Annotated in this window: 25 protein-coding genes; 23 read left to right on the plus strand and 2 right to left on the minus strand. The window is 59.4% G+C overall.

Features of this window, described 5'->3' with window-relative positions; translation table 11 throughout:
• Window positions 1-64: 64 nt before the first annotated feature.
• Window positions 65-847: a GntR family transcriptional regulator gene (locus DW645_RS03235; protein ID WP_158551165.1), complete on the minus strand. Its 783-nt coding sequence runs from the start codon at window positions 845-847 to the stop codon at window positions 65-67.
• Window positions 848-1,155: 308 nt separating this feature from the next.
• Here DW645_RS03235 and DW645_RS03240 point away from each other — a divergent pair, with 308 nt between their 5' ends.
• The 10 genes from DW645_RS03240 (at window position 1,156) to DW645_RS03285 (ending at window position 14,112) form a co-directional block, all read left to right on the plus strand.
• Window positions 1,156-1,590 carry a PTS sugar transporter subunit IIA gene (locus DW645_RS03240; RefSeq protein WP_089572603.1) on the plus strand — a complete coding sequence of 145 codons (435 nt, stop codon included), beginning with the start codon at window positions 1,156-1,158 and terminating at the stop codon, window positions 1,588-1,590.
• Window positions 1,591-1,673: 83 nt separating this feature from the next.
• On the plus strand, window positions 1,674-2,162 hold the full coding sequence (locus tag DW645_RS03245) for a PTS sugar transporter subunit IIB (RefSeq protein ID WP_118226270.1): 489 nt from the start codon (window positions 1,674-1,676) through the stop codon (window positions 2,160-2,162).
• A 72-nt stretch (window positions 2,163-2,234) separates the two neighbouring features.
• Entirely contained in the window at window positions 2,235-3,092 is an 858-nt protein-coding gene (locus DW645_RS03250; RefSeq protein ID WP_089572605.1) for a PTS sugar transporter subunit IIC, read from the plus strand.
• Window positions 3,092-3,919, plus strand: coding sequence for a PTS system mannose/fructose/sorbose family transporter subunit IID (locus DW645_RS03255; protein WP_118226272.1), 828 nt, complete (start codon window positions 3,092-3,094; stop codon window positions 3,917-3,919). Before DW645_RS03250 ends, DW645_RS03255 begins: the two co-directional genes overlap by 1 nt.
• Window positions 3,920-4,114: 195 nt before the next feature.
• Window positions 4,115-4,441 carry a hypothetical protein gene (locus DW645_RS03260; RefSeq protein WP_117646153.1) on the plus strand — a complete coding sequence of 109 codons (327 nt, stop codon included), beginning with the start codon at window positions 4,115-4,117 and terminating at the stop codon, window positions 4,439-4,441.
• Between the two features lie 104 nt (window positions 4,442-4,545).
• Window positions 4,546-4,986 carry a MarR family winged helix-turn-helix transcriptional regulator gene (locus DW645_RS03265; protein ID WP_158550938.1) on the plus strand — a complete coding sequence of 147 codons (441 nt, stop codon included), beginning with the start codon at window positions 4,546-4,548 and terminating at the stop codon, window positions 4,984-4,986.
• Between the two features lie 512 nt (window positions 4,987-5,498).
• On the plus strand, window positions 5,499-11,912 hold the full coding sequence (locus DW645_RS03270; RefSeq protein WP_118226274.1) for a discoidin domain-containing protein: 6,414 nt from the start codon (window positions 5,499-5,501) through the stop codon (window positions 11,910-11,912).
• Window positions 11,913-12,129: 217 nt separating this feature from the next.
• Window positions 12,130-12,594 (plus strand): 5-(carboxyamino)imidazole ribonucleotide mutase, encoded by a 465-nt coding sequence (purE, locus tag DW645_RS03275; RefSeq protein WP_006235810.1) that lies wholly within the window; start codon window positions 12,130-12,132, stop codon window positions 12,592-12,594.
• A gap of 35 nt (window positions 12,595-12,629) precedes the next feature.
• Window positions 12,630-13,628: a class B sortase gene (locus DW645_RS03280; protein WP_117766329.1), complete on the plus strand. Its 999-nt coding sequence runs from the start codon at window positions 12,630-12,632 to the stop codon at window positions 13,626-13,628.
• Between the two features lie 67 nt (window positions 13,629-13,695).
• Window positions 13,696-14,112 (plus strand): molybdenum cofactor biosynthesis protein MoaE, encoded by a 417-nt coding sequence (locus DW645_RS03285; protein WP_118226320.1) that lies wholly within the window; start codon window positions 13,696-13,698, stop codon window positions 14,110-14,112.
• Window positions 14,113-14,202: 90 nt separating this feature from the next.
• On the opposite strand, the gene DW645_RS03290 is transcribed toward DW645_RS03285, so the two are convergent.
• Window positions 14,203-15,432 carry a putative ABC transporter permease gene (locus DW645_RS03290; protein WP_117564037.1) on the minus strand — a complete coding sequence of 410 codons (1,230 nt, stop codon included), beginning with the start codon at window positions 15,430-15,432 and terminating at the stop codon, window positions 14,203-14,205.
• 287 nt (window positions 15,433-15,719) lie between these two features.
• On the opposite strand from DW645_RS03290, the gene purF reads away from it, so the two are divergent.
• The 13 genes from purF to DW645_RS03355 all read left to right on the plus strand — a co-directional run bounded on the left by purF (window position 15,720) and on the right by DW645_RS03355 (window position 26,770).
• Entirely contained in the window at window positions 15,720-17,390 is a 1,671-nt protein-coding gene (gene purF, locus DW645_RS03295; protein ID WP_055251559.1) for an amidophosphoribosyltransferase, read from the plus strand.
• A gap of 157 nt (window positions 17,391-17,547) precedes the next feature.
• Entirely contained in the window at window positions 17,548-18,651 is a 1,104-nt protein-coding gene (gene purM / locus DW645_RS03300; RefSeq protein ID WP_055251557.1) for a phosphoribosylformylglycinamidine cyclo-ligase, read from the plus strand.
• Window positions 18,641-19,339: a phosphoribosylglycinamide formyltransferase gene (purN, locus tag DW645_RS03305; RefSeq protein WP_118226276.1), complete on the plus strand. Its 699-nt coding sequence runs from the start codon at window positions 18,641-18,643 to the stop codon at window positions 19,337-19,339. Before purM ends, purN begins: the two co-directional genes overlap by 11 nt.
• 143 nt (window positions 19,340-19,482) lie before the next feature.
• Window positions 19,483-19,827, plus strand: a complete 345-nt coding sequence (locus DW645_RS03310; RefSeq protein WP_117584050.1) for a type II toxin-antitoxin system RelB/DinJ family antitoxin — start codon at window positions 19,483-19,485, stop codon at window positions 19,825-19,827.
• Window positions 19,824-20,291 (plus strand): PIN domain-containing protein, encoded by a 468-nt coding sequence (locus tag DW645_RS03315; RefSeq protein ID WP_199408615.1) that lies wholly within the window; start codon window positions 19,824-19,826, stop codon window positions 20,289-20,291. The genes DW645_RS03310 and DW645_RS03315 overlap by 4 nt, the downstream gene beginning before the upstream one ends.
• Window positions 20,292-20,356: 65 nt before the next feature.
• Window positions 20,357-20,821 carry a PTS sugar transporter subunit IIA gene (locus DW645_RS03320; RefSeq protein WP_118226278.1) on the plus strand — a complete coding sequence of 155 codons (465 nt, stop codon included), beginning with the start codon at window positions 20,357-20,359 and terminating at the stop codon, window positions 20,819-20,821.
• A gap of 134 nt (window positions 20,822-20,955) precedes the next feature.
• On the plus strand, window positions 20,956-22,176 hold the full coding sequence (locus DW645_RS03325) for a peptidylprolyl isomerase (protein ID WP_118226280.1): 1,221 nt from the start codon (window positions 20,956-20,958) through the stop codon (window positions 22,174-22,176).
• Window positions 22,177-22,230: 54 nt separating this feature from the next.
• Window positions 22,231-22,674 (plus strand): GatB/YqeY domain-containing protein, encoded by a 444-nt coding sequence (locus tag DW645_RS03330; RefSeq protein WP_117629799.1) that lies wholly within the window; start codon window positions 22,231-22,233, stop codon window positions 22,672-22,674.
• Between the two features lie 272 nt (window positions 22,675-22,946).
• A complete protein-coding gene (locus tag DW645_RS03335) occupies window positions 22,947-23,678 on the plus strand; it encodes an amino acid ABC transporter ATP-binding protein (protein ID WP_022094215.1) in 732 nt (243 codons plus the stop codon).
• An 8-nt stretch (window positions 23,679-23,686) separates the two neighbouring features.
• Window positions 23,687-24,562 (plus strand): transporter substrate-binding domain-containing protein, encoded by an 876-nt coding sequence (locus DW645_RS03340; RefSeq protein WP_118226282.1) that lies wholly within the window; start codon window positions 23,687-23,689, stop codon window positions 24,560-24,562.
• Between the two features lie 25 nt (window positions 24,563-24,587).
• Entirely contained in the window at window positions 24,588-25,334 is a 747-nt protein-coding gene (locus DW645_RS03345) for an amino acid ABC transporter permease (protein WP_035136546.1), read from the plus strand.
• Window positions 25,335-25,337: 3 nt separating this feature from the next.
• A complete protein-coding gene (locus tag DW645_RS03350; RefSeq protein ID WP_055285379.1) occupies window positions 25,338-25,976 on the plus strand; it encodes an amino acid ABC transporter permease in 639 nt (212 codons plus the stop codon).
• A gap of 170 nt (window positions 25,977-26,146) precedes the next feature.
• Window positions 26,147-26,770 carry an AAA family ATPase gene (locus tag DW645_RS03355; protein WP_055285378.1) on the plus strand — a complete coding sequence of 208 codons (624 nt, stop codon included), beginning with the start codon at window positions 26,147-26,149 and terminating at the stop codon, window positions 26,768-26,770.
• The last annotated feature ends 226 nt before the right edge of the window (window positions 26,771-26,996 follow it).

The following is a 26,996-nucleotide window of genomic DNA, read 5'->3' on the forward strand; positions in this document are numbered from 1 at the left end:
GCCGAAAAAGAAAGTGAGTGTGGGCTCCGCCGTTCGTTCGAACGGCGGAGCCCACGTTTTGGATTTATTGGGCTGTGGCGGTGAAGGTTGTTTTGTCGGCGGCGATGTGCACGTGCAGCTTTGCCTGACCGTCGCAGCTGATGAGCACGCCTACCTCGAACGGGGTTCCCGTCTTGTCGTAGGTCGAACGCACGATGCGCATCGCCGCCTTACCGGTGTTCTGTCCCAAAAGGCGCGCCTCATGCTTGTCGAGGTTGACCGTCTCGTAGACGGCATCGACGCTTGCGGGCAGGATGCCGGTCTTTTCCGCGATGTAGGCGTAGAGCGAGCCATCCACGTCTTTGCGTGTGAGCTCGGGGCAAAGTGACACGGGGATATAGACGTAGTTGAGCTCCATGGGTTTGTCGTTGGCGAGACGCAGGCGGCGAATCTCCCAGACGGGTGTCCCCTCGGGCACTTTGAGCCCAGAGGCGATGCCGCGGACGGCCGGTATGCTTGAAAAGGCGAGAATCTGCGAGCTCGGAACCCGTCCCGCTTCGCGCATCCGCGCGCTGAAATTCAGGGCCAGGTCGATGCCGGGTGCTGAGGTTTGGGGTTTGATGAACGTGCCCTGCCCACGTTTGCGCACCACGCGCCCCTCGATGACGAGATCTTGGAAGCAACGGCGCACGGTCGCGCGCGATAACTCTAGCCGCTCACAGATTTCGAGCTCGCGTGGCAGCGGCGTCTTGGTGTCGAACGCCTGGCTGGCGATAAGCAGGGCGATTCGATGTTTAAGTTGGACATAGAGCGGCGTATCACCGCTGCGGTCGAAGGGTTCGGAGGCGAGAAACGAGATCATATCCATGGGGTACCTCCATGTCGTGGGCGTACGTGACATGGTCTGACACTGCGGAGCAAACCGGAGATGCCAGGCCCGATTCTTGCTGGTATGTATGGTGCATAAGGAACATAAAACATTTATCAGGCAATCTACCTGCTATTTTAAAAATAATTAGAAGAAAAAATAATTTAGGCACAAAAATAGTTGCTACCGTTAACCGATGAATAGTTGCCGTTCGCAACTATTTTCTTGTACCGAACATGCCCCGGCGCAACAATAATCTCAGCAAAAAGCAAAGCCGTGCGACACACGGCAGGTCGAGAGGAGACCGCATGCGGTATCTGGTAATGGTCAGTCACGGAACGCTCGCTCCCGGACTGCACAGTGTCCTCAAGATGCTCGGCAATGACGCCCCGAACATCTTGTCGACGAGTCTCGTGGACGGCATGGGCGCTGACGAGTATGTCGAGAACGTCAAGGCGATGCTCGCTCCTGTTACCGCCGATGACGAGGTTGTCCTGCTTGGTGACATCCTGGGCGGATCGCCGCTCACCAATGCCATGAACACGCTGGCCGAGAAGGGCTTGCTCGCCCACACCATTGCCTTCGGCGGTATGAATCTGCCCATGGCTATGACCGCCATGATGGGGCTTGCCACCATGGACCTGGATTCCCTCAAGCAGATGATGCTGCAGGAGGGCAAGAACGGTATGTCCGAGCTCGTTGTCCCGACCGATGACGCCGACGACGAGGACGACGACATCTAGGCCGCACCAAGGTTTCATCTAGCTGCAAACGTTAGGAAGAAGAGGCCGCGACCGCAGGCCTCATGAAGGAAAGGGGAGAACGTATGATTTCGTTCATCCGTATTGACGACCGTATGATCCATGGACAGACCGTTACCCGTTGGGCCCTCGAGTATCCCTGCGACGGTCTTATCGCCGTCAACGACGCCGCGGCGTCCAACCCCGTGCTCAAGGAGGCCTACAAGAGTGCCTCGGGCAAGAAGACGTTCGTGTGGACCAAGGAGCACTTCAAGGAGGTCTCCGAGAAGGTTCTCAAGTCCAACACCAAGTTCTTCCTGATCACCAAGAACCCGCTCGACATGAAGGAACTTCTCGTCGATTTTGGCTTTAAGACCGGCATGGACCGCATCATCGTCGGTCCCTGCAACGATCGTCCCGGCACCACCAAGCTCGGCAACAACCAGTCGATCACGCAGGAAGAGGCCCAGGCGCTCGAGGATCTCACCAACGCCGGCTACACGGTCGAGTTCGCCCTTATCAAGGAGAAATCCATTGGTGAGTGGCCAAAGTTCCGCGGTCAGTTTGGCTTCTAGTTAGGCGCCAGCCGCATTTTGGTACCTACAGCCCTGGGGGAAAGGGGCTGAGGAATAAAGAAAGGGGAAAGCATGGCAATCAATGCATTCCAAGCCGCGCTGTTCGGCCTGTTCGCCTGCCTGGCATCACTGCCTGGCATGGGTGGCACGACGATCGGCAACTACACTCTGGGTCGTCCTCTGGTCGCCGGCCTCATCGTCGGCATCATCATGGGCGATATGCAGACGGGCATCCTCGTCGGCGCTGCCATCCAGGTTGTCTACATCGCTCTCGTGACCCCCGGCGGAACCGTCTCCGCCGACGTCCGCGCCGTGTCCTATATCGGCATCCCGCTGGCGATCCTCGCCATCAAGAACTCGGGCATCGATCCCGCCTCCGCTGAGGCTGCCGGCATGGCCGCATCCCTCGGTGCCGCCGTCGGCACGCTCGGCACTGTGCTCTTCTATGGCACCGCCACCATTAACCTGGTATGGCAGGGCATGGGCTGGAAGTGGCTCGAGAAGGGCGACCTCCACAAGCTCTACCTGGTCAACAACGTTCTGCCTTGGATCGGTCACATCGTCTGCTCGTTCCTCCCGACGTTCATCATCACCATGGGCGGCACCGCCATGGTCGACCTTATGAAGACCTACATGCCCATGGACGGCATCGCGATGAAGACGCTGTTCACCGTCGGCTCGCTGCTGCCTACCGTCGGTATCGCCATCCTGCTCAAGCAGGTCATCTCCAAGCCGACGGACTTCCTCACGTTCTTCTTCGGCTTCACCCTGTCCGCTGTCATGGGATGCAACCTGATTGCCGCCGCCGGCATCGGCTGCTTCTTCGCCCTGATCAACTATGAGATCGCTTCGCTCAAGATCGACCTCGCAAACGCTCCCAAGGCAGCTATCGCCTCGGGCTCCGATGATGAGGAAGAGGAGGACATCTAATGGCAGAGAAGAAGAAACTCTCTAAGAAAACGCTTGCCAAGTCGTTCCGCAACTGGTCCTATGGCAACCTGACTTGCTTCTCGCAGGAGCACATGCAGACCTTCGGTTACCTGTGCGCCATGCTTCCGATCGTCGAGGAGCTCTACGACACGCCCGAGGAGCAGAAGCAGGCCCTCCAGACCTACTCCGCGTTCTTCAACACCGAGCCGCAGATCGGCACCATGATTGTCGGCGTCACCGCCGGCCTCGAGGAGGCTCGCGCAAACGGCGAGGCCATCGACGACGACGCCATCAACGGCATCCGCGCCGGCCTCATGGGCCCGCTCGCCGGCCTTGGCGACTCGCTGATCGTCGGTACCCTGATCCCGATCCTGCTCGGTATCGCCCTCGGTCTCTCGACCGGCGGCTCTCCGCTCGGTGCCATCTTCTATATTGTCGTGTGGAACCTGCTCATGTTCCTTGGCATGCGCTTTGCCTACAACCAGGGCTATGAGCTCGGCGGCAAGGCGGTCGAGGCCCTCGTCGGCCCCAAGGCCAAGGCTCTGCGTGATTCCATCGTGATGGTCGGTACCATGGTCATCGGTGCAGTCGGTGCTACCTGGGTCTCCATCACCTGCAGCCCCAATCTGGTGCTGCCCGGCGGCGGTAAGTTCCAGGACACGCTCGACGGAATCTATCCGCACCTGCTGCCCATGGTCTTCATCATCTTCTGCTGGTACATGATGACCAAGAAGAAGGTCAACCCCATCGTTATGATGCTGATCATCGTTGTGATCGCATTTGTGGGCGTTCTCATTGGCTTCTTCGACCCGGCACTGAGCTACTAGTCATCATCCCCTGGCCCCCTGTAAGGCCGTGCGGCCTCAACCGCACGGCCTTCTGATTTTGCGCCGCCCTTCAAGGGCAATATGGCCAGCGACCTCCATCGCCTGCACGACACCCGCTATATTGCTCTTGAAAGATGACGTATTCGACAAACGATGCACTTGCGCATGATGCACACTTTGCACGAGGAGGACCATATGCACGAGAAACATGGACACGACCTTTCGCGCGACGACTTGATTCGCGAGGCAAAGATGCAGACCGATGCTATTCAGCGGCTCAATGTTTGGCTGCGCCTGGGCTATTCGCTCGTGGCGATTGGCTTTTTGATGGGGATGTGGGGTATGCAGGGCGGCCCCGGCTGGGGTGTCCCCGTGGGCATCGTGTGCCTGGTGGTGGGCACTCCGCTTTCGATCGTGCTTAAGGTCGGCACGACCAACGCCAAAAAGAATGTCGAGCGCATGCTCGAGGCCGCTGGTGTCGACGTTGAGGAGCTTATGCGACGCAAGAAGGACGAGCAATAGACTTCCGCGTTGGGGTATCATAAATAATTGTTGCGAATGTTAACTAATGTACGGCAAATGACGGTTTTATGGCCCTTCTAGAGTTGCAAAGGACAATATCCCCAGTGGATTACGATGACGTCGCTCGAAAACTGATTGTGTACTCACGTTCCCTTGCCAAGGGATCCTTGAGTGCTGCCGGCGGCGCCAGTGTGGGCGAGGCACCGGTTTTACAGTATCTATCGGGTATTGACGGTGATGTCATTCCCTCCGAGATTGCCAAGAAGCTGAAATTCTCCCGTGCGCGCATGTCGCATATCTTGGATTCACTCGAGAGTAAGGGTTACGTTCAGCGCAGGACTGATCCAAACGATCGTCGGCGTGTGCTGGTGAGCATTACCGAGGAAGGCCGTGATTTCGCGGCGAAAAAAAATGCCGAGAGTGTGGCATCGCTCTCGAAACAACTCTCAGCGCTCGGCGAGCACGATGCCCAGGAGCTCGTGCGCATCCTGAATAAAGCTTACAGCCTTACCTATGATGCCGACGACTACCTGGACAATCTATAAGGATAAAGACAGACATTTAGGTGCATCTTGAAATGCACCCGGGACAGTTGTGCCCATCAGCCACCGTCAACATCTCATTCCAAACCAAATCAGCCAACGTACGTCATGGCAATCCCCGGTAGGTTGCAGGATGGCGGCTGAGCCTTTCCCTCGGGAAACTTCGCGAAGCCCAGTTCCCGAGGGAAAGGTATGGTCTGTGTAATACCAGATAAACAGTACATTTTTGCTAGATTGGTATTTGACTGAAGAACCAATTGGTATGGCTTATTAAGCCCACCTTGCCGTTGACGCTTATTTTGCTGCCGCTGGGAGAATTCCGAACTTGGGTGCGCAAGTGCTCCCATATGTTGATATGACCTAGTAGGTGGCTATCTGGTTACTACCAGTTGGCCCCTTGGTAACGGGTGGCCCCCATTGTGCGGAATGTACCGAACATCTCCGTTTGATACGTTTTCCCATGCTGCCGGGGGGGCGTCCTCGGCACCTCAGCATGTCGGAAGAAAGGAGACCAGATGCGCAGGAATTCCATTTTTACGAAACGGTGGGTGAAGGGAAGCGCGGTCCTCGTTGCCACTGCAGCGACGCTCGTGTTTGCCAATCCCCAGCAGGCGATTGCCGCGCCACTCAAGGGCGTCGACTCGGCGACCGTGTCCCAGTCTGCCTCGAATGTCGTCGACATCGATTTCGCTGACGGCATCAAGGGCCGTATTACGTTCCTCGAGGACGGTATTTTCCGTTATAACGTCGACCCCAAGGGTGAGTTTTCCGAGTACGCCACGCCGCGCAGTAAGTCCCACACGGCTAAGATCCAGGCTCAGCCCGATACCTCGGACACCTACAGCAAGCCGAGTGCGACGGTTGCCGACAAGGGCGACACTATCGAGATCACCGGCGGAAAGGCGACCGTGATCCTGGACAAGGCGACTGGCAAGATGAGTATCAAGTCAGGCGACCGTGTCGTGGTTTCCGAGTCCGCGTCCCTCGACCTTGATAAGAAGGGTACCGTCCAGACGCTCGCCAAGGAGAAGTCCGAGAACTTCTTTGGCGGCGGCACCCAGAACGGACGCTTCCTGCACACCAACCAGACCATCGCCATCTCCAACACGAACAACTGGACCGATGGCGGCGTTGCCTCGCCCAACCCGTTTTATTGGACGAGTGACGGCTACGGCGTGCTCCGAAACACGTTTGCAGAGGGTTCCTACGACTTCGGTTCCACGGACTCATCGACGGTCACGACTTTGCACAGCGAGAATGAGTTTGATGCCTACTACTTCGTGGCGACCAACGAGGGAGCTTCGAACGTGGCAACTGAGATGCTGCAGGACTACTACAAGGTGACCGGTAACCCGGTACTGCTGCCCGAGTACGGGTTCTACCTTGGTCATCTTAATGCCTATAACCGTGATGGCTGGTCAACGACCTCGGGTCAAAAGAAGTGGGAGACCAAGGGCAGCAAGTCCTCGAGCGAGAAGGGCGACGTTAAGTACGAGTCTGGCATGTCGACGGGCTACAAGCTCGACGGCACACTTGCGGCCGAGACGCTCAACGGTGAGGGCCCTACGGTTGATACCGAGAACATGAAAGCGACCGATTTCGACCGCCAGTTCTCTGCTCGGCAGGTTATCGATGACTACGAGGACAGCGACATGCCGCTCGGCTGGTTCCTGCCGAACGACGGCTACGGCGCCGGCTATGGCCAGAACGGTTACTACAAGACCGGCGGCGTCAACTCCGACGGAGCGAGCTCGGCCGACCGTCTTAACGCTGTGCGTGCCAACGTCGACAACCTTAAGAAGTTCACCGAGTATGCCAACTCAAAGGGTGTGAGCACGGGCTTGTGGACCCAGTCCAACCTTGAGCCCGACAGCAACCCTGAGACCCCGTGGCATCTGCTTCGCGACTTCGACGCCGAGGTCAAGACGGGAGGCATCACTACCCTTAAGACCGACGTTGCCTGGGTTGGATCTGGCTACTCCTTTGGTCTTAATGGCATCAAGACAGCTTATGACACGGTGACGACCGGCGCTAACAAGCGCCCCAACATCATCACGCTCGATGGTTGGGCCGGCACGCAGCGCTTTGGTGGCATTTGGACCGGCGACCAGTATGGCGGTAACTGGGAGTACATTCGCTTCCATATCCCCACGTATATCGGTCAGAGTCTTTCGGGCAACCCCAACATCGGCTCCGACATGGATGGCATTTTTGGCGGCGACCCCATCATCTCTGCGCGTGACTACCAGTGGAAGACGTTCACGCCCTCTATGCTCGACATGGACGGTTGGGGCACCTACCGTAAATCGCCCATGACGCACGGCGATCCCTACACAGGCATCTCGCGCTTCTACCTCAAGCTCAAGGCGCAGCTCATGCCCTATATCTACACGAGCGCGGCCTCGGCGGCCAACATCGACACGGGTAACGGCGATGCCGGCCTGCCCATGATCCGCGCCATGCTGCTTTCCGATAACTCCGAGTACGCCGCAAGCACCTCGACGCAGTACCAGTATATGTTCGGTGAGAACTTCCTAGTGGCACCGGTGTATCAGGATACCCAGGCAGACGAGAACGGCAACGACATTCGCAATGGGATTTACCTCCCCAACTACGGCACCGACGAGAATCCCACCATCTGGATCGATTACTTCTCGGGTAAGCAGTATCGCGGCGGCCAGGTTCTCAACAACTACGAGGCTCCGCTTTGGAAGCTGCCGCTGTTTGTGAAGGCCAACGCTATCGTGCCGATGTACGCCGAGAACAACAACCCCGAGGCCGTGAGCGACACCAACACCAAGGGTACCGACCGCAGCCAGCGTATCGTCGAGTTCTTCGCCACCGAGGGCGACGGCACCTTTACGCAGTACGAGGACGACGGCTCCTCCATCGAGAACAACACGACTGAGGACGATTCCTACGGTACGATCGACAATATCTCCTACGGTGAGCATGTGAGCACCGTCTACAGATCCAAGGCCGCAGGCGGCACCGCGACCTTTACCGCCGAAGCCTCGCAGGGTGGCTACAACGGCTACGACTCCAATCGCACCACGACCTTCGTGGCCAACGTGTCCGCCAAGCCCATGAGCGTCGTCGCCAAGAACGGCGGATCCGCGCTCAACGTGGTTGAGGTCGACTCGCAGGAGACCTTTGACACCGCGACCCCCGAGGCCGGCCAGGCGGTCTACTTCTACAGCGAGACCCCTAACCTCAACCACTACGGCAGCGATGTGGACGGCACCGAGGCCGAGCGGGGCGAGAGCTTTAACAACACCAAGATCACCACGAACCCCAAGGTCTACGTCAAGTTCGCGAAGACCGATGTTGCTGCGGCGGCGCAGACGCTCGAGCTGGGCGGTTTCGTGAACGCCGACGCCACGCTCACAGCCGATCGCCTTAACGAGAGCCTCTCCGCACCCACGAACCTTGCTGCCCCCGAGGACGTCACGACCCCAACGAGCATCAAGCTCACCTGGGGAAAGGTCGATGGTGCTACCTCCTACGACCTTAAGGTCGACGGCACCGTGTTCGCCGTGGGTGATGCGGCCGAGTTCACGCACACCGACCTCGCCTACAATAGCAAGCACACCTACCAGATTCGTTCGCGCAACGCCGAGGGCTACTCCGCCTGGAGCGATGTGCTCGAGGCGAACTCCGCACTCGATCCGTGGCGGAACGTCCCCGACGCCGAGCAAATCACCTGGGAGGGCTCACTTTACGGCAGCCATAAGGCCGAGCTCGCCTTCGACCATGAGTTCCAGTCGGGCGACGGCGGTTTCCACTCCGGTGGCAACGATCTGGGCAAGGCGCTTACCGTTGACTATGGACGCGCTTACAAGCTCGATAAGCTCGAGTACTATCCGCGCGATGACGCCGGCAACGGCACTGTGACCAAGATGCGTGTTGAGACGAGTCTCGATGGCGTCCACTGGACGAGCCAGGAGGTCGATTGGGCACGTTCCGCTGATTGTAAGACGGTAGCGTTTGACGGCACCGTGGCCGCCCGTTACGTGCGCATGACACCGCTCGCCTCGGTCGGCAATTTCTTCTCCGCGTCCGAGATTGCCATCTACAAGACCGACGGCACGGATGGCTTCGCCGTGGGCTCCAACCTCAACAAGGCCACGATCTCCGACGGAGACTACTCCAACATGAAGAACTATCTGGGCCTCGAGAATCGCGAGCCCGATACCCCGACGTTCGGTTCGCAGATCCGCGACCACTTCGCCGACCTCAACGATAACGGCGTTTACGACGTCTACGATTACTCGTTCACCATGGCGGGTCTTGACGGCGGCACTAAACAAAAGGGCAAGGTCGCAGGTTCGCTCGCGGTGATTCCGAGCAAGACCGAGGTCGAGGCCGGTGATGAGATCACCGTTGATGTCTATGCGGCCGACGCCAAGAACGTCAACGCCCTGGGCGCTCTCGTCAACTTCAAGAGCGACCAGTTCGAGTTTGTGTCCGAGAGCATCGCGCAGGACGGCTCGACTGCCGGCATGGAGAACCTGTCTCGCGAGAAGGTCCAGTTCGCGGACAGAACGCAGACTATCAATCTCGCCTTTGCCAACCGCGGCGATGGCAAGCTCTACAACGGTACCGGCGCGGTGGCGAGTTTCAAGCTCAAGGCCAAGACCGCCGGCAAGGTCGAACTGCCCTCGACATCTTGGCTCATCGGTCCGGCATGCGACGCACTTGAGTTTGCGAGCGACGGCACGGTGACGATGCCGGATGTTCCTCAGCCAACGGTCGCCGAGTACGGTCAGGACGCCTTCAACATCACGATGACCAACGATGAGCTCACGACCGACGACGGGACCAACGTCGAGAAACTTATCCAGCAGAAGAGCTATAACGCGCTGTTCGATAATAACGAGGGCGACAACGGCTTTGAGTTCCTATGGAACTGGAGCGGCAACTGGGACAGCGAGGGTAAGCTTCCGAGTTACGTGAAGCTTCCCACCACGATGACATTCGCATTTAAGACGCCGTCGAAACTCGATAGTGTCGAGGTCGTTAACCGCAACGGTGGCAACGGAACCGTGCAGAAGATCAAGGCTGTCGTGACGTTCGAGGATGGCTCGACCCAAGAGTTCGCGGGCGGGGAGTACGATTCCTTCCTGGCTCGCTACGCCTTTGACCTCTCTGCCGAGAACAAGGGCAAGAAGGCGACCAAGGTCGAGGTCACGCCGCTTGAGGCATCGGGTGACCAGATGCTCACACTGCGTGAGGTCAACTTCAACTACACGCAGGGTGTCGAGGCCATCGAGGGTGTCGAGCTAGGCAAGAACCAGACCGAGTTCTTTGAAGGCGACATTACGCCCGTCGACGCCAAGGCTACGCCTGAGAGCGCTGGCTACCCCTATGTGACGGTCGAGAGCTCCGACCCCTCTGTGGTAAGCGTCTCCGCTGTTCAGGCTGGCGATAGCGTGAGCTACTACCTGCGTGCCAACAAGGCCGGCAAGGCAAAGATCACGGTGGCGTCGGTACTCGACCCCTCCAAGACCGCATCCTATGAGGTCGAGGTCAAGGCTGGTGTCGATACCTCTGCGCTCGTAGCAGCGCTTTCCAAGGCCGCGGGCTACAGCGAGTCCGTCTACACCAAGGATTCCTATGCAGCTCTCACCACTGCGGTCGAGGCGGCTCAGAAGCTCCTCGACAGCGGCCAGGGCAGCTATAGCAAGAAGGATGTCGCAGACGCCACAGCCAAGATCGAGAAGGCAATCGACGGCCTCAAGATGCGCCCTGTTGATGAGAAGATTCTCATCAACACGCCCGAGAACCGCAAGAACGTCAAGGTGGCCGGCTTCTCGAGTGAGGCCGACTACGAGGGCAGCAACGCCGTCAACGCTCTCGACGGCGACGAGCGGACGCTTTGGCACAGCGACTGGGCCCATGGGACCGGTATGCCCCAGTATCTGAGTGTCGACCTGGGCCGCGACTACGATCTCACCGACGTTACATTCCTGCCGCGCCAGGACGGCGGCACTAACGGCGATATCTTCGAGGCCGAGATACTGGTCTCCGACACTGCCGACGGTTATGAGAAGGGCACCGCCGCGTCGATGGGTACGTTCGCCTTCGACAACGATGGCCGCGTGCTCACCGACCGTGGCGACTGGAAACAGATGAGCTTTGGCGCCGCGCGCGGTCGCTACGTGACCGTCAAGGTGATTCACGCCGGCGGGGGCGACGTTGATGCCTACTGCAGCATGGCGGAGCTCAAGTTCTACGGTACGGCCGTCCCCGATCCGGTGGCGAAGGATGATCTCACTGCCGCGATCGAAAAGGTTGATGCCGAGCTTGCCGCCGGCGACCTCAAGGCCGGCGACTACACCGAGGCCTCCTGGACGGCGCTCGAGAACGCCCTGGCGAGCGCCCGCGCCATCTTGAGCGACGAGGATGCCACGCAGGACGAGGTCGACCAGGCGCTCAGGGCGCTCGAGAGCGCCCGCGACGCGCTCGAGAAGACCCCGGTGGTCCCGGTCGAGAATCCGACTAAGAAGCAGCTCAAGGCCCTGGTCAAGCAGGCGAAGGAGACTGACACCAGGGGCAAGACGGCCGAGTCTGTCAAGGCCCTGACGGATGCCATTACCTACGCCGAGGACGTCTTGGGTGATGAGAATGCTTCCGACACCCAGATCCAGGCGGCCTATAGCCAGCTCAAGCTGGCCATTGAGAGCCTCAAGGATGCCGATTCCGGCAACCAGGGCGGCTCGGGCAACCAGGGTTCCGGCAATGGCTCGAACGGCGGCAACCAGGCGGGCAAGCCCGCAGGCGACAAGGCCCAGGGCAGCAAGAAGAACGGTTCGGCGATTCCCAATACCGGAGACCAGACGGCGGCGACCGTCGCGACCGTCGGTGGTCTTGGCGCCATCATCGCCGCGATCGGCGCTTTCTTCCATCGTCGCAGCAAGGCTAAGTAGCCCCAGCAACAGCTAAGCAAGCGTGCCCGCCGTCCCACCCAAGGACGGTGGGCACGCTTTTTGAATGTAGGCAGAAAGCTCCGACCCTTCGGCCTTAATCTCGCAAAGCGTTCCGTCTCCCGCCGAACACATCAGCATCGGCGGCTATACTTGAATTATTTGCAGTTAAGGGTCGCGGATTGGCCGCGTCACCGCTCTCAACAGGAGGTCTTTGTTTATGGCAGATCAAAAGCCGGTTGTCGGGATCATCATGGGCTCCAAGTCCGATCTGGGTGTTATGGAAGGCTGCACCGCCGAGCTCGAGGCGCTCGGTGTGCCCTATGAGCTCGTCATTGCGAGCGCACACCGCACACCGGCGAAGGTCCACGAGTGGGCTTCGACTGCTGCCGATCGCGGTATCAAAGTGATTATCGCCGCCGCCGGCAAGGCCGCTCACCTGGGTGGTGTCGTGGCCGCCTTTACGCCGCTGCCGGTTATCGGCGTACCTATGAAGACGAGTGACCTGGGCGGTATGGATTCGCTGCTGTCGATGGTGCAGATGCCTTCGGGCGTGCCCGTGGCCTGCGTTGCCATCAACGGCGCCAAGAACGCCGCCATTTACGCCACGCAGATTCTGGGCGCATGCGACCCCGAGTACCGCAAGGTTATCGAGAAGATGAAGCAGGAGATGGCCGACGCCTAGGCGTTCCGCCGTTTCACCGCAGCATAAGGAGAGCCATGTCCGATTATCAGGGAAAACGATTCAAGGCTTCTCAGATTCCCGATCCGTCGAAGCCGGGTGCTGCCCATGCGGCACAGCAGGGTCGGACATCCTCTCCTCAGCAGCCGCGCGCGCCGCGCCCCGTGACACCGGCGACGCATCGTCGACAGGACGCGCCGGCCGCATATCGACCTTCATCTTATAGCACCGCTAAGAAGCCGCCCCGGTCTTCATCGCATGCCACGCCGTCGGATTACACCGAGTCGCCGCGTAAAAAGCGCCGCTCCATCATTCCTATTCTGCTCATCATCGTGGGCATCGGTCTGATTGTTGCCGCCGCTGCCATCTTTATCAATGCCCAGATTGGCTATAAGCAGGCGAGCGATTCGTATCAGAAAATCGAGAAGCAATATGTAAGCGATAAGGACGCCAGCGGCGTGCCGATTATCGACTTTGATGCACTTGCTCAGACGAACCCCGAGATTGTGGGTTGGATTTACGTGCCGGGAACCAACATCAACTATCCCGTGGTGCAGACCAACAACAACTCCAAATACCTCAACACGCTGTTCGATGGCACGTCTAACGCCTCGGGTGCCATCTTCTTGGATAGCGATGACACCGCGCCGGGAATGGTCGACCAGCAGACCACGATCTACGGCCACCATATGAACGATGGGTCGATGTTCAACGTGATTTCGGATACGACTGACCAGGCAACGTTCGATAGCGTTGAATATGTGTACTACATCACGCGCGATGCGACGTATAAGTTGCGTCCGCTGGCGACCAAGGTGGTCGAGGACACGTATGCCAAGGCGCGCACGACCAATTTTGAGGGCGACGACGGACTCAAGAACTACCTGTCCGAGATGCTCGACGGCGCTTCTGCCGTGGCGAGTGATGCCACCGATCGTGCCGCTTCGGCAACTAAGGTTGTAACGCTTGTGACCTGTCGTTCGCTGTCGCTGAGCAACACACGCGCCGTCATGGTACTCACGCCGGTCGAGGAATAAGTTGTTCGAGAGTAGCTAAAAAGGCCCCGTCCCAAATTGGCTACTCGACGACGGTAAGGGAGAAATGATGCTCGAGAGTGGCAAATTGATGCCTTCGATTGATGCTTGGCTGCGCGAGGCCAAGGCCGATGCTTCGGCGGCAGGCTGTGGGATGTATCTGACGCATAACGGTGTGGTGCGCGCGACGCCCAAGGCTGAGGTGCGCGGAGTCGAGACCGATGGCGTGGCGCCTGGGCATAAGGTGGGCGGCATGGTGTTTGGCTTCGATGCTCAGAAGGTGCAGGCTGCTATCGAGGCCACGCGCGCGATGCCGGGTATCGGCTATGTGCGCGTGTGGCTGGCAAGCGGCGAGCTTTCCGTAGGTGACGACATCATGCTCGTGCTTATCGGCGGGGACATTCGCCCACACGTGGTCGATGCACTGCAGGCGCTCGTTGGCACCATCAAGAACGAATGCGTGAGTGAGGTCGAGCGCGAGGCATAGAGGATTGCGTCGATAGAAGGATCGTTTATAAAAATGCCCACCGGTACGTGTGATACCGGCGGGCATTTTGCGTTTTGGGCGCGGTGGGCGCTACACGCGCGTCGCATCCTTGGGGCTCATGGTCATGCTCTGGAAGCGGTTTTCCATGTACTCGTTATCGAAGTGCTCTCCGTAGAACTGTGCGACGGGAATGTCCGGCTCCGTGCCGTTAACGCGCTGGTACCAGTAGTCGAGCGACTGCAGCGTCATGACGCCGTCGACCAGCATGATAACGGTAAAGATGACGGTGGCCGAGTATCGGCTCTTCCAGGGGATCTTGTTGATAAGCTTAAGCAGCCTCGGCAGCAGCAGCTTGATCCAGATGAGGCCGCCCAGGCCCCACAGGCAGGCGAAGCCCGTGCAGGTGCGTCCGCCCGTGAGGACCACGAGCGGATCGGGCAAACCGAACAGCGTTATATGCGAGTAGCTCCACGAGACCACGCCAAACGCGGTCTGCATAAACCAGCCCACGAACACCTCAAAGCTGGCGCCGAGCAGGGCGCTCACCAGGAAAATGATGATGGGGTTCTTTTTGTAGAAGCGGTTAAGCACCATGGTCATGAGCACGGCGCCAAATCCGTAGATGGGGCTGAAGGGGCCAAACAGCATGCCGGCGCGGTTCTGATAGACGCCCGGGTCGTCGACCGTCATGTGCCAGATGTCCTCGGCGATCAGGCCGAGTATGCAGCAGACAAAGAACACCCAGAACAGGTTGAAGTAGTTGAGCTTGATGTAGCCCTCGCCGGTTTCATCGCGGCCGAGCATGCCCTCGGCGGCAGCGTCGCGGTCGAGCATCTCCTGCAGGCGGCGCTGCAGTTCGCGCTCCTGACGCAGCGTGGGGTCGACGGTTGCCGAAAGTGCAACAAGGATGCCGAGCTGGATCGCGGGACGCAGCAGGAAGGGCCCGATGCCCTGGAGCATCACGTCGACCAAAAGCTCGACGACGGTGAATGCAATAAGGATGTAGGACAGGCGGGCGGCGTTGCGGCGCTGGTTTTTGATAAGGTCCAGGCCAAAGATGATTAGGATGACGGCACTTGCCGCAGAGAGCATGATGCCGGCGACGATAAGGCCGACTGCGACGAGCGTGTTGTCGCCGAGCTTTTCGGTGGCGTTGCCGTTAACAAGTGCCGTGATGACCTGCCACATAAAGGCAGCGACCGACGGGAGCGTGCCCACGCCGGAAAGGATGCACAGGACGGCGTACACCTTAATGATGAGGGGAATCTTCTTGACCTCTGTGGCGCTGGGGACGCTGGGGTCGAGTTCGTTTCGATCCATACAGAACCTTTCTCGCTTTGTTGTAGGTTATAAGGATACGCCGCCGACCTGCCAAAAGACAGGACGAACGTCCCAATTGCAACTTTGTAATCCCCAACGGTGGACGCGGCGGCCATCTGGGGGGCGCGGGCGCTTGCACTGGACAGACCGATAAAATGTTTGGCAACAAAACTGATTATTAGCTCGGTGGGCTTTTAAAAAGCGCTGTTCATGCGCGGGAGTGCTTGTCTTGCCGTGCGTATAATAGGGCAGGTAACGCCAAAAATACGAGGCTCTGAGGGGATACCATGTCTCAAGAAACCATCCGCGCGGCCGAGCGTGCCGCGGGACAGGTGAACACCATGTCGACGTATGATCCGGACTCCGACCAGCTGCATGAGGAATGTGGCATTTTCGGCGTATGGGCGCCCGATCGCGACGTGGCTCGACTGACGTACTTTGGCCTGCGTGCGCTGCAGCACCGTGGCCAGGAATCGGCTGGAATCGCCGTGGGTGACGGCGGCACGGTTATGGTCCGCAAAGATCTGGGCCTGCTCGACCGCGTGTTCTCCAACGCCGACCTGTCGACGCTCTCCGGCCAGCTGGCCGTGGGTCATGTGCGCTACGGCACTGCCGGCGCCAAGAGCTGGGAAGCCTCTCAGCCGCACCTCTCTACCATCAATAGCGTCATTATCGCGCTCGCGCACAACGGCACCCTCGTCAACACCGACGAGCTGCGCCGTCAGCTGATCGAGCTGGGCGTGCCGTTCCTCTCCAATTCGGATTCCGAGGTCGCGACCAAGCTTATCGGCTACTTTACCCAGCGTACGGGCCACCTGCGCGAGGGTATTCGCAAGACCATGGAGCTCGTGCGCGGCGGCTACGCCATGACGCTCATCAACGAGCAGGCGCTCTACGCATTTCGCGATCCACACGGCATTCGCCCGCTCGTGCTGGGCAAGCTGGTGGACGAGGGTCTGGACCAGGCCGATGCCGCAGCCGTTTCGCAGCTGCCGTCGCAGGACGGCGCCGCGACGGTCGACTCCGCCGTCCGTGTCACGCGCGCCGGCGGCTGGGTCGTTGCTTCCGAGACCTGCGCACTCGACATCGTGGGTGCCGAGTACGTCCGTGACGTCCGTCCCGGCGAGATCTTGCGCATCAGCGCCGAGGGCCTGGTATCCGAGCAGGGCGTGCCTGCAGCCGAAGAGCCCGCCAACTGCATCTTTGAGCAGGTCTACTTTGCCCGCCCCGACTCCATCATGAACGGCAAGAGCGTCTATGCCTGCCGTTACGACATGGGTCGTCAGCTGGCACATGAGGAGCCTGTCGAGGCCGACCTGGTCATCGGCGTGCCCGACTCCGGCCTGCCGCCTGCGGAGGGGTATTCGCACGAGAGCGGTATTCCCTTTGGCGAGGGCCTTATCAAGAACCGCTACGTGGGCCGTACGTTTATCGAGCCTACGCAGGAGTTGCGCGCCATGGGCGTGCGTATGAAACTCAACCCGCTGCGCGACAACATCGAGGGCAAGCGCCTGGTCGTCATCGACGACTCCATCGTGCGCGGCACCACCATGGTGCAGCTCGTCAAGATGCTGCGCAACGCCGGCGCCAAGGAGATTCATATCCGCATCAACTCGCCCGAGGTCATCTGGCCGTGCTTCTACGGTATCGATACCGACGTGCAGTCGCAGCTTATCAGCGCCAACAAGACGGTCGACGAGATTTGCGAGTATATCGGCGCCGATTCGCTGGCCTTCCTTTCGGTCGAGGGCCTGCTTAAGGTCATGCCCAAGGGCGGCTACTGCGACGCGTGCTTTACCGGCCGCTATCCCGTGGCGATTCCCGAGAGCTTTGGCCGCGACAAGTTTATGGAGGGCTTTAAGCCCCGCAACCTGGACAAGCCGCTGTACTTTGACGACGACGCCGTGGTCGAGAAATACGACGACCGCAGCTGGGAAGAGGAGCACGGCGAGGCCTAAAACCTGCCATATGGGGACAGGTATATTTTGGTAGGTTTTACCTGCTGTTTTGTTGATATGACGGCGGGTGCTGTTATGGCACACGCCGAAATGAACGCAATTATGAGCACCGTTTGGCGCCCGCGCGGCGCGACGGTAGTGGGAGAGGAAGGCTCAGATGAGCGACAGCAAGCATGTGACGTACGAGGACGCCGGCGTCGATACCGCCGAGGGCGGTCGCGCCGTCGACGCGATTAAGCAGATGGTCAAGGACACCAATCGTCCCGAAGTTATCGGCGGCATCGGTGGCTTTGGTGGCCTGTTCTCGGCCGCCGCGCTTAAGGATATGGAAGACCCGATCCTGATCAGCGGTACCGACGGCGTGGGCACCAAGCTCGTGCTCGCCCAGATCATGGACCGTCACGAGACGGTGGGCCAGGATCTGGTCGCTATGTGCGTCAACGACATTTTGGCTTCGGGCGCCGAGCCGCTGTTCTTCCTGGACTACGTCGCCATCGGTCACATAGAGGCCGAGCACATGGCAAAGATTATCAAGGGTGTGGCCGACGGCTGCAAGCTCGCGGGCTGCGCGCTCGTGGGCGGCGAGATGGCCGAGCACCCGGGCGTCATGGCTCCGGCCGACTACGACCTCGCCGGCTTTACCGTGGGCGTCGTCGACCGTCCCAAGATGCTCGACCCCGCAAACGTCCGCCCCGGCGACGTGATCCTGGGCCTGCCTTCCACCGGCGTGCACTCCAACGGCTACTCGCTCGTGCGCAAGGTCATCGGCGTCGACGGCATCAAGCCGGGCACGCCCGAGGCCGCCGCTAAGGCCGAGGAGCTGAGCCGTCCGCTCGAGGAGCTCGGTGGCGCTTCGCTGGCTGACGCCCTGCTGGCCCCCACGCGCATTTATGTGAAGCCGATTCTTGAGCTGCTGCGCGGCGGCGCCAACGTGCATGCTATCGCCCACATCACCGGCGGCGGTATTACCGAGAACCTCAACCGCGCGCTCGCCGACGACGTTGACGCCGTGGTCACCCGCAACGGCGCCGAGATGGGTTGGGACGTTCCTCCCGTCATCACCTACGTGTCGCGCCAGGCCGAGCTCGCCCCCAACGAGGCATGCAAGACCTTCAACATGGGCGTTGGCCTGTGCCTGATCGTCGCCCCCGAGGACGAGGCCGCGGTTACCGAGGCCCTGGTCGCGCTGGGCGAGAAGCCGTTCCGCGTGGGCGAGTGCGTCGAGGGTTCCGGTAAGGTCGTGTACTCCGATGAGCGCTAACGAGCAGATGGCTGCCGCCGAGGGCCTGGACTTTGTGCCCTATACCCGTCCGACCGCCACCGATACGGCCGAGCCGCTTAAGATCGGTGTGCTCATCAGCGGCTCCGGCACCAATCTGCAAGCGCTGATCGACCTAATCGCCGCCGGCAAGCTCAACGCTTCGATTGAGCTTGTGGTGTCGAGCCGTCCTTCGGCTAAGGGTTTGCAGCGCGCTGAGCGCGCGGGCATCCAGACGCTCACGCTGTCCAAGGATGTCTATGCCGACCCCATCGCCGCCGACGAGATCATCGCGCACGAGCTGCTCGAGCGCGGCTGCGAGTATGTGGTCATGGCCGGCTACATGCGCATGGTGCACACGCCTCTGCTGGCGGCGTTTCCCAACCGCGTGGTCAACTTGCATCCGGCGCTGCTGCCGAGCTTTACCGGTGCGCATGCGATTGACGATGCCTTTGCGCGCGGCGTCAAGGTAACTGGCGTGACTGTGCATTTTGCCAACGAGGTCTACGACAACGGTCCCATCATCGCCCAGCGTGCGCTGGCTGTCGAGGAGGGCTGGGATGTCGACACGCTCGAGGAGCACATCCACGCGATTGAGCACGTGCTGTATCCCGAGGTCGTGCAAATGCTCGCCGACGGCCGCGTCCACGTGCTGGAGAGCGGCAAGGTCGTAATTGATCCGGCACGCTAGTCGTGTGTAAGAGGGCTCATTGAGCGTTCTTTGGGACGTAAGCGATCTAGAAAATCTGATAGGGCCCTGTCCGTGCGCGGGCGGGGCCCTTTTGTGTGGTCTACTCTGTTTGCTATACTGCTAGCAAGTAGAGAGGAGCCGCTATGGGTACAGCAACGGTGCAGCTCAACACACGAATCGACCCTATGCTCAAGGCCGGTGGCGATGCGGTCCTGACTCGTAATGGACTGGGGCCGAGTGACGCCATTCGTGCGCTTTGGACCTATCTTGCCGAGCATCAAACGTTGCCGGGATTTATGGTGACGGATAAGTGCGAGACGCCCCGTGCGAAGAGTCTTGCCGAACAGGGGTGTGGTCTGGCTTTTTCCTCATTGGGGTTGAGCTTCTCAGATTTTGCGCCAGGCGAATCATCGGCGGACAACTGGGATGCCGTACGCGATGATATGTATGACGCGATGATTGCCGACATAGAGGCGAATTGCCGATGATTGAGGCAAAGCGGCTCTTGGTGGACACGAATGTTTGGCTTGATTACTACCTGCAAGAGGGCGCATTCGACAACGTGAGAAGATTGGTTGAACTGGCCGAAGCGGGAAAGATCGACCTTCTGTACGCGCCAACGACGGCAAAGGACGTGTTCTATATCTTGCCTCGGCGTCTAGCTCGACGGAATGTGAATGGGATTAACGCTTCGTTCGGTCCGGCTGCATGGGCATGCGTCGAGCATATGATGCAGGTGGCAACGGCTTCCCCGCTTTCGATGGCGGAGTGCGAGATGGCGCGCATGCTTGGCAAGCGCATGCCGGACCTCGAGGACAATCTCATTATCGCCTCGGGCGATACGGCGGATGTTGACTACGTAGTCACGAGCGACCGACGCATGTTGGAGACGATGCCCGAGGTATGCTTGACGCCCGCGCGCGCACTCGAGCTCATCGGGATCCTCGGCTAACCTTGCACACCCCGTTTCGCTATCATATTGAGCATTGTGGCCCTCATGCAACTTTGGAGGACGGTATGGCGGATAACGAAGCACTGTTTACGCCTGAGCTGGTGTTTTTTGATTGGGAGTGCGCGACGCCCGCTGAGGTGTTTGCGCGACTCGAAGGCGAACTTGCCTCACGCGGCTACATCTGCACCGGTTGGCTCGACGCCGTCCGCACGCGCGAGGATGCCTATCCCACGGGCCTTGCCATGCCGGCGGCCAACATCGCCATCCCACACACCGACCCGGGGTTTGTGGCCAAGCCCTATATCGCGGTGGTAAAGCCCGCCGCGCCCGTGACGTTCAATGCTATGGCCGGCATGGGTGCCCCCGTGCCGGCGCAGATCGTCATCAATTTGGGTATTGCCGAGCCGGGCGGCCAGGTCGAGGCCCTGCAAGCGCTCATGAATATCTTTATGGACGCGGACGTCGCAGCCGATGTGCTCGGCCAGACCACGCCCCAAGGCATGGTCGACGCCATCCGCCGCCACTTTTAAAGCCGGCACTTGGGGACTGTCCCTAACTGCCGGCAGAAAAGGAACGTCCCCAAGTGCCAGGGTTGCCCCTTTGTCGCGGGGGCTGCGTTGTGACACAATGGCGTTTGTTCGATTCGTGATGCGAAAGGCCAACTATGGCAAACAAGAAAAAGAACTCTGAGGCCGCGCCGACGCCCGAGCAGCAGACTCGTGCTGCCTCCAGCTCTCGTAAGAAGCAGCGCAAGACGTACGTGTCTAAGACCGTCAAGATCGTTCTGGTGGTCATCGGCGTGCTGGCGATGCTGCTTTCCGTCTCGGCCATGGCGTGCTCCGGCCTTATGTCGCAGGCAGAGGATACCTCGGGCTACAAGCTTACCGGCGGTGTGGCTGCCACTATCAACGGCACCAACCTCACCGAGGACACCGTGACAAAGCAGATCATGAGCATGCGCACGTCTTACGGCTACACCAAGGACAAGGACTGGGCGCAGTATCTGGTCGACAACGACCTCACGCCCAAGAAGTACCGCAAGCAACTCATCGACTCCTACACGCAGCAGATTCTGCTTCAACAGGCACAGAAGGAGAACGGCGTGACGGTGTCGGACGAGGAGGTCGAGAAGGCTTGGAAGGACGCGTGCAAGAGCGCGGGCGGTGCCAAGGCCTTTAAGAAGACCCTCAAGACCTACGGCTACACCGAAGACACCTATAAGAGCTCGCTCAAGGAGAGCCTGGCGCAGCAAAAGCTCAAAGATGCCGTGGCGCCCACAAGCAAGCCCAAGGACAGCGAGATTGTCGATTACATCAACGAGAACCTGTCCAACTACAATGACGCCCGTCGCTCGTCGAATATTCTGATCAAGGTCGATTCCGACGCTTCCGACGAGGACAAGGCCGCCGCCAAGGCCAAAGCGCAGGAGTGCCTGGACAAGATCAACTCCGGTGAGCTGAGCTTTGAGGACGCCGTTGAGCAGTACTCCGAGGACACCGGTTCCAAGGAGAAGAAGGGCGATGTGGGCTGGGATAAGCTCACCACTTTCGTCGACAGCTACCAGACGGCACTCGAGGGGCTCAACAAGGGCGACGTGAGCGAAGTCGTCGAGTCGACCTATGGTTACCACATCATCAAGTGCACCGACTACTTCCATGTCGATAATCAGGTTGATGACATCAACCAGGTGCCCAAGGCCATCAAGAAGTATGTCTCCAACGTGGTGAAGACGCAGGCGGCCAGCACTGCATACAGTGAGTGGCTGGAGCAGTACAAGAAGGACGCCGACATTACCGTCAACCCCATGCCCAAGGACGTACCCTATAACGTGAGCCTGAAGGGCGTCACCAAGAGTTCGACCGACGATTCGTCGACGACTGAGTAATCATGGGGCGGTGCTCGCGCGAGTGCCGCCCACGCTATTAGAGAGGATTTGCAGATGACCAACGAAGAGCTGCAGAAAGAAATGATCGCGGCCATGAAGGCCAAGGACAAGGTTCGCCTGTCCATCATTCGCCAGGTTAAGGCCGAGGTGAAGAATATCGAGGTCAACGAGCGCCGCGATGTGACTGAGGAAGACGTCAACAGCATGATCAAGCGTCTGATCAAGCAGACGAGCGAGACGCTGGAGATGTCCATCAAGGCCGGCACCGACCAGGAGCGTACCGACAACCTGACCGAGCAGGTCAAGATTCTGGAGAGCCTGCTGCCCGCGCAGGTTTCGGGCAAGGAGCTCGAGGCTCTGATCGAGCAGGTCATCGCTGAGCTGGGCGCCACGTCCAAGAAGCAGATGGGCCAGGTCATGGGCGCTCTGGGTAAGGCCACTGGCGGCAACTTCGATAAGCCGGCAGCAGCAAAGATCGTTGGAGCCAAACTCGCGTAGGGACCGAGCGGCATATAGTTGATGTTGAGGGGGCGTGACCATTGCGGTCGCGCCCCTTTTTTGATGGCAGCTGAAGGGCACTCATTGGGGACAGACTTAAATGAGTGCCCACTTCCCGGGTACTCATTTAAGTCTGTCCCCAATGAGTGCCCGAGTGCCCAATGAGTGGGTGAAAGGTTGCGGGTTCTTTACGGGGGCGCAGTGTGGACTGCGGAAATGTGGTTCTTTCCGTACAATAGTTCAACTCGTGTAAACGCAGGGAAGGGACATTCATGGCAGACATGATCGAGATCAAGCATCTCAACAAGTACTTTGGCGACCTGCATGTGCTCAAAGATATCAACCTCACCGTCAAGCGCGGCGAGAAGCTCGTAATGATCGGGCCTTCCGGCTCGGGAAAGTCGACGCTCATCCGCTGCGTCGATTATCTGGAGGAGCCCACGTCGGGCGAGGTCGTCATCGACGGTACGCCGCTCACCAAAAAGAACCACCTGGAGATGGCTCGCAAGTATAGCTCCATGGTGTTTCAGCAGTTCAACCTGTATCCCAACATGACGGTGCTCGGTAACCTGACGCTCGCGCCCATCAAGCTGCAAAAGAAGAGCAAGGAGGAGGCGACCGAGATCGCCATCGCCGCGCTCAAGCGCGTCGGCATGGCGCATAAGGCCGGCGAGTATCCGCAGAACCTCTCGGGCGGTCAGCAGCAGCGCATCGCCATCGCCCGTGCCCTGTGCACCAAGCAGCCCATCATCCTGTTTGACGAACCGACCTCGGCGCTCGACCCCGAGATGGTCCAGGAAGTCTTGGACGTTATGATTGAGCTTGCGCAGGAGGATATCACCATGATCTGCGTGACGCACGAGATGGGCTTTGCGCGCCAGGTGGCCGACCGCGTCATCTTTATGGAGGACGGCCGTATCCTGGAGGAGGGCACGCCCGAGCACTTCTTCGATAACCCCGAGAACCCGCGCTGCCGCGAGTTCCTGTCCAAGATTCTGCACTAGGCGCGGTGATGGACATGACGGATATGACGAGGGCGGCCGTGTCGCGCCGACACTTTTTGCAGCTGGCGGGCGCCGGCATGCTTGCGCTGACGGGGACCGCGCTTACCGGTTGCGGCAACTCCAACAGCGGCGAGGGCTCCGACAAGGGGTCCAAGCTTGCGGCCATCAAGTCGCGTGGCCACCTGAATGCCGGCGTTAAGAAAGACGTTCCCGGCTACGGCTATTACGACACCGCCAAGGGACGCTTTGAGGGCATGGAAGTCGATTTGTGCTACCAGATCGCCGCTGCCGTCTTTGGTGTGAGCTACAAGGAGGCCCGCGCCCAGGAGCTTGTCGAGTTTACCGATGTAACGCCCAAGACGCGCGGCCCGCTGATCGATAACGGCCAACTCGACGTGGTCGCGGCGACCTACACCATCACCGACGAGCGCAAGAAGAGCTGGGATTTCTCGACGCCGTACCGCACCGACTACGTGGGACTCATGGTCAAGAAGCGTTCGGGCTTTACCTCGATTGAGGACCTGGACGGTAAGGTCATCGGCGTGAGCCAGGGTGCCACCACGCAGGGCCTGATCGAGCAGATGATCAAGGACAACGGCTTTAGCTGCAAGCCCGAATTCAGGGCCTTTAGCGGCTACCCCATCATCAAGAGTTCGCTCGACGCCGGCAATATCGACGTCTTTGCCATGGACCGCTCCACGCTGGCCGGCTACATGAACGAGACCGTTGAGCTGCTGCAGCCCGAGGTCAAGTTTGGCGAGCAGGGCTACGGCGTGGCGACCAAGAAGGGCTGCGACCTTTCGGCCGTGGTCGATCAGGTGATTTGCGATCGCCTGGCCGACGGCTGGCTCGACCAAGAGGTCAAGACCTGGGGTCTTGTATAGGCGCATCGTCCAAGGAAGGAATCAAATGCTCGAAGGATTATTTGACGCCGACCGTTGGTCGACGACATTTCAAAACATGGGGCCCTTCTGGGAGGGCTTTGGCGTGACGCTGCAGGTGGTCGTTGCCGGCCTGCTGCTGTCGCTGGTGCTGGGCACGCTGCTGGGCGTGTTCTCTACCACTCGTTCGCGCGTGCTGCGCGCCATAAGCCGCGTGTACGTGGAGTTTTACCAGAACACCCCGTTGCCCGTACAGGTGCTCTTTATGTACATGGCCGGTCCGCAGTTTTTGCAGGCCATAACCGGCGCCGATCAGCCGGTGCGTATCGCGCCGTTCGTGCTGGGCTTCTTGGGTGTGGGCCTGTATCACGCGGCCTACATCTCGGAGGTCATCCGCACCGGTATCGAGGCGGTTCCGCGCGGTCAGATGGAGGCGGCTCAGAGCCAGGGTTTCACCCGCGCGCAGGCCTACTGGTACATCGTGCTGCCTCAGACGTTCAAGATCATCCTGCCGCCGCTGTGTAACCAGGCGCTCAATCTGGTCAAGAACACGTCGGTACTGGCGCTCGTGGCCGGCGGCGACCTTATGTATCGTTCCGACAACTTTGTGAGTCTGTACGGCTACCTGCAGGGATACATCGTCTGCTGCCTTATGTACTTCATCATCTGCTTTCCGCTCGCCATGCTGGTGCAGTGGCTCGAGCGCCGCTCCAAGGAGCGTCCGCGCGGCGTGAGCCTCGCCGAGCTGGGGCTCGACAACGTAGAGGAGGCCTAGCGCATGGAAATCTTCAACGCGACCAACCTGCTCTACATTTGGGGCGGCTTTGTTAAGACGATCGAGATCTCGGCGCTGTCGATTTTTTTCTCGCTCATCTTTGGCACGGTGCTGGCGCTCGTTAAAAGCTATGCGCCCCGCCCGTTTCGTATTTTGGTGAGTGCCTACATCGAGCTGTTCCGTTGCACGCCGAACCTGCTGTGGATCCTGTTTATCTACTTTACGGTGCAGGGTTTGGACATTGTGATTTCGACCATCGCCTTTACGCTGTTTACCAGCGCTGTTATGGCCGAGATTGTGCGCGGCGGCCTCAACTCGATTCCGCGCGGCCAGTTTGAGGCAGCGCAGAGCCAGGGCTTTGGCTTCTTTGCCACCATGCGCTACATCATTCTGCCGCAGACATTTAAGACGATCATTCCGGCGCTGTTTAGCCAGTGCACGACCGTCATCAAGGACAGCTCGTATCTTTCGGGCATTAACGTGGCCGAGCTCATGTACACGGCAAACGTCGTGATGGCCCACGCGATCGACCTGTCGCAGGTGCTTATGCTCTACGGCCTGGTGTTTGCGATGTACTTCGTGCTCAACTTTGGTATCTCGCTGCTGGTGAGGGCATATCAACGCCGCATCGTGGCCGCATAGTCCTGCTTCCCCAAGCACGGCACCTTGCCCCTCAATCGTCGCTTGCGTACATTTAGTACGCGGCGCTCCTCTTTCGGGGCAATCTGCCGCACTTGGGAAACCAGGACGGTCGTAAGTGACAAAATGGGAATCAGGAATTGCCTTTTCTCATTTGTTAGAAAGGAATCGCGATGAGCGATCTGGAGAACAAGAAGAATCCTGTGGTCATTACCATCGCGCGCGACTTTGGCGCCGAGGGCCACGAGATTGGCCGCATGCTTGCCGACGAGTTGGGGATTCCGCTGTACGATAACGAGCTGCTGGTACGTGCGTCGCTGCGCGCGGGCGAGTCGCTCGACAAGATGGCCGCCTACGACGAGCGTCTGGCCGTGGAGAACATGGCGTTCCTGCCCGACCGCTACGACGCGCGTTCGTACTCGGACAAGTTGTTCCAGAAGATGAGCCAGGTGATTTTGGACCTGGGCGAGACCGAGAGCTGCATTATCGAAGGCCGCCTGTCCGATTACCTGCTGCGTAACAACCCCAACCACATTGCCGTGTTGGTGACCGCTCCTTTTGAGGACCGCGTCGAGATTGTGCGCAAGAAGCGTGGCCTTAATAAAAAGAAGGGCGCCAAGCTGGTCAAGCAGCAGCAGAAGGCGCGCGAGGCGTTCTATAAGCGCTACAGTGCCGGAAAGTGGAAGATGACGAGCGGTAAGGACATCGTCGTCAACCGCGCCAAGCTGGGCCGCGAGGGCTGCAAAGACGTTATCGCCGCTGCCTACCGCTACAAAGTAGCGCAGCTCGAAGACTAACCGACCAAAACCACCACAAAGGGGACAGGCACCTTTGTGGTGGTTTTTGTTTTAGGCCGAGGGGAAGGCCTTGGCGGCAGTGCCTATCCTCGGCTTTTGCATAGTCTCGATCTGTAACACCAAGCCAGCGAAAATGGCTCTAACTGTTACAGATTTAGATGAACCGTTCGGCCGTCAGCCCAACGTCTTGATCTGTAACACCAGGCGGCATATTTGGTCTCTAACT

The organism is Collinsella sp. AM23-17 (assembly GCF_003470945.1).
Taxonomy (GTDB): Bacteria; Actinomycetota; Coriobacteriia; order Coriobacteriales; family Coriobacteriaceae; genus Collinsella; species Collinsella aerofaciens_O.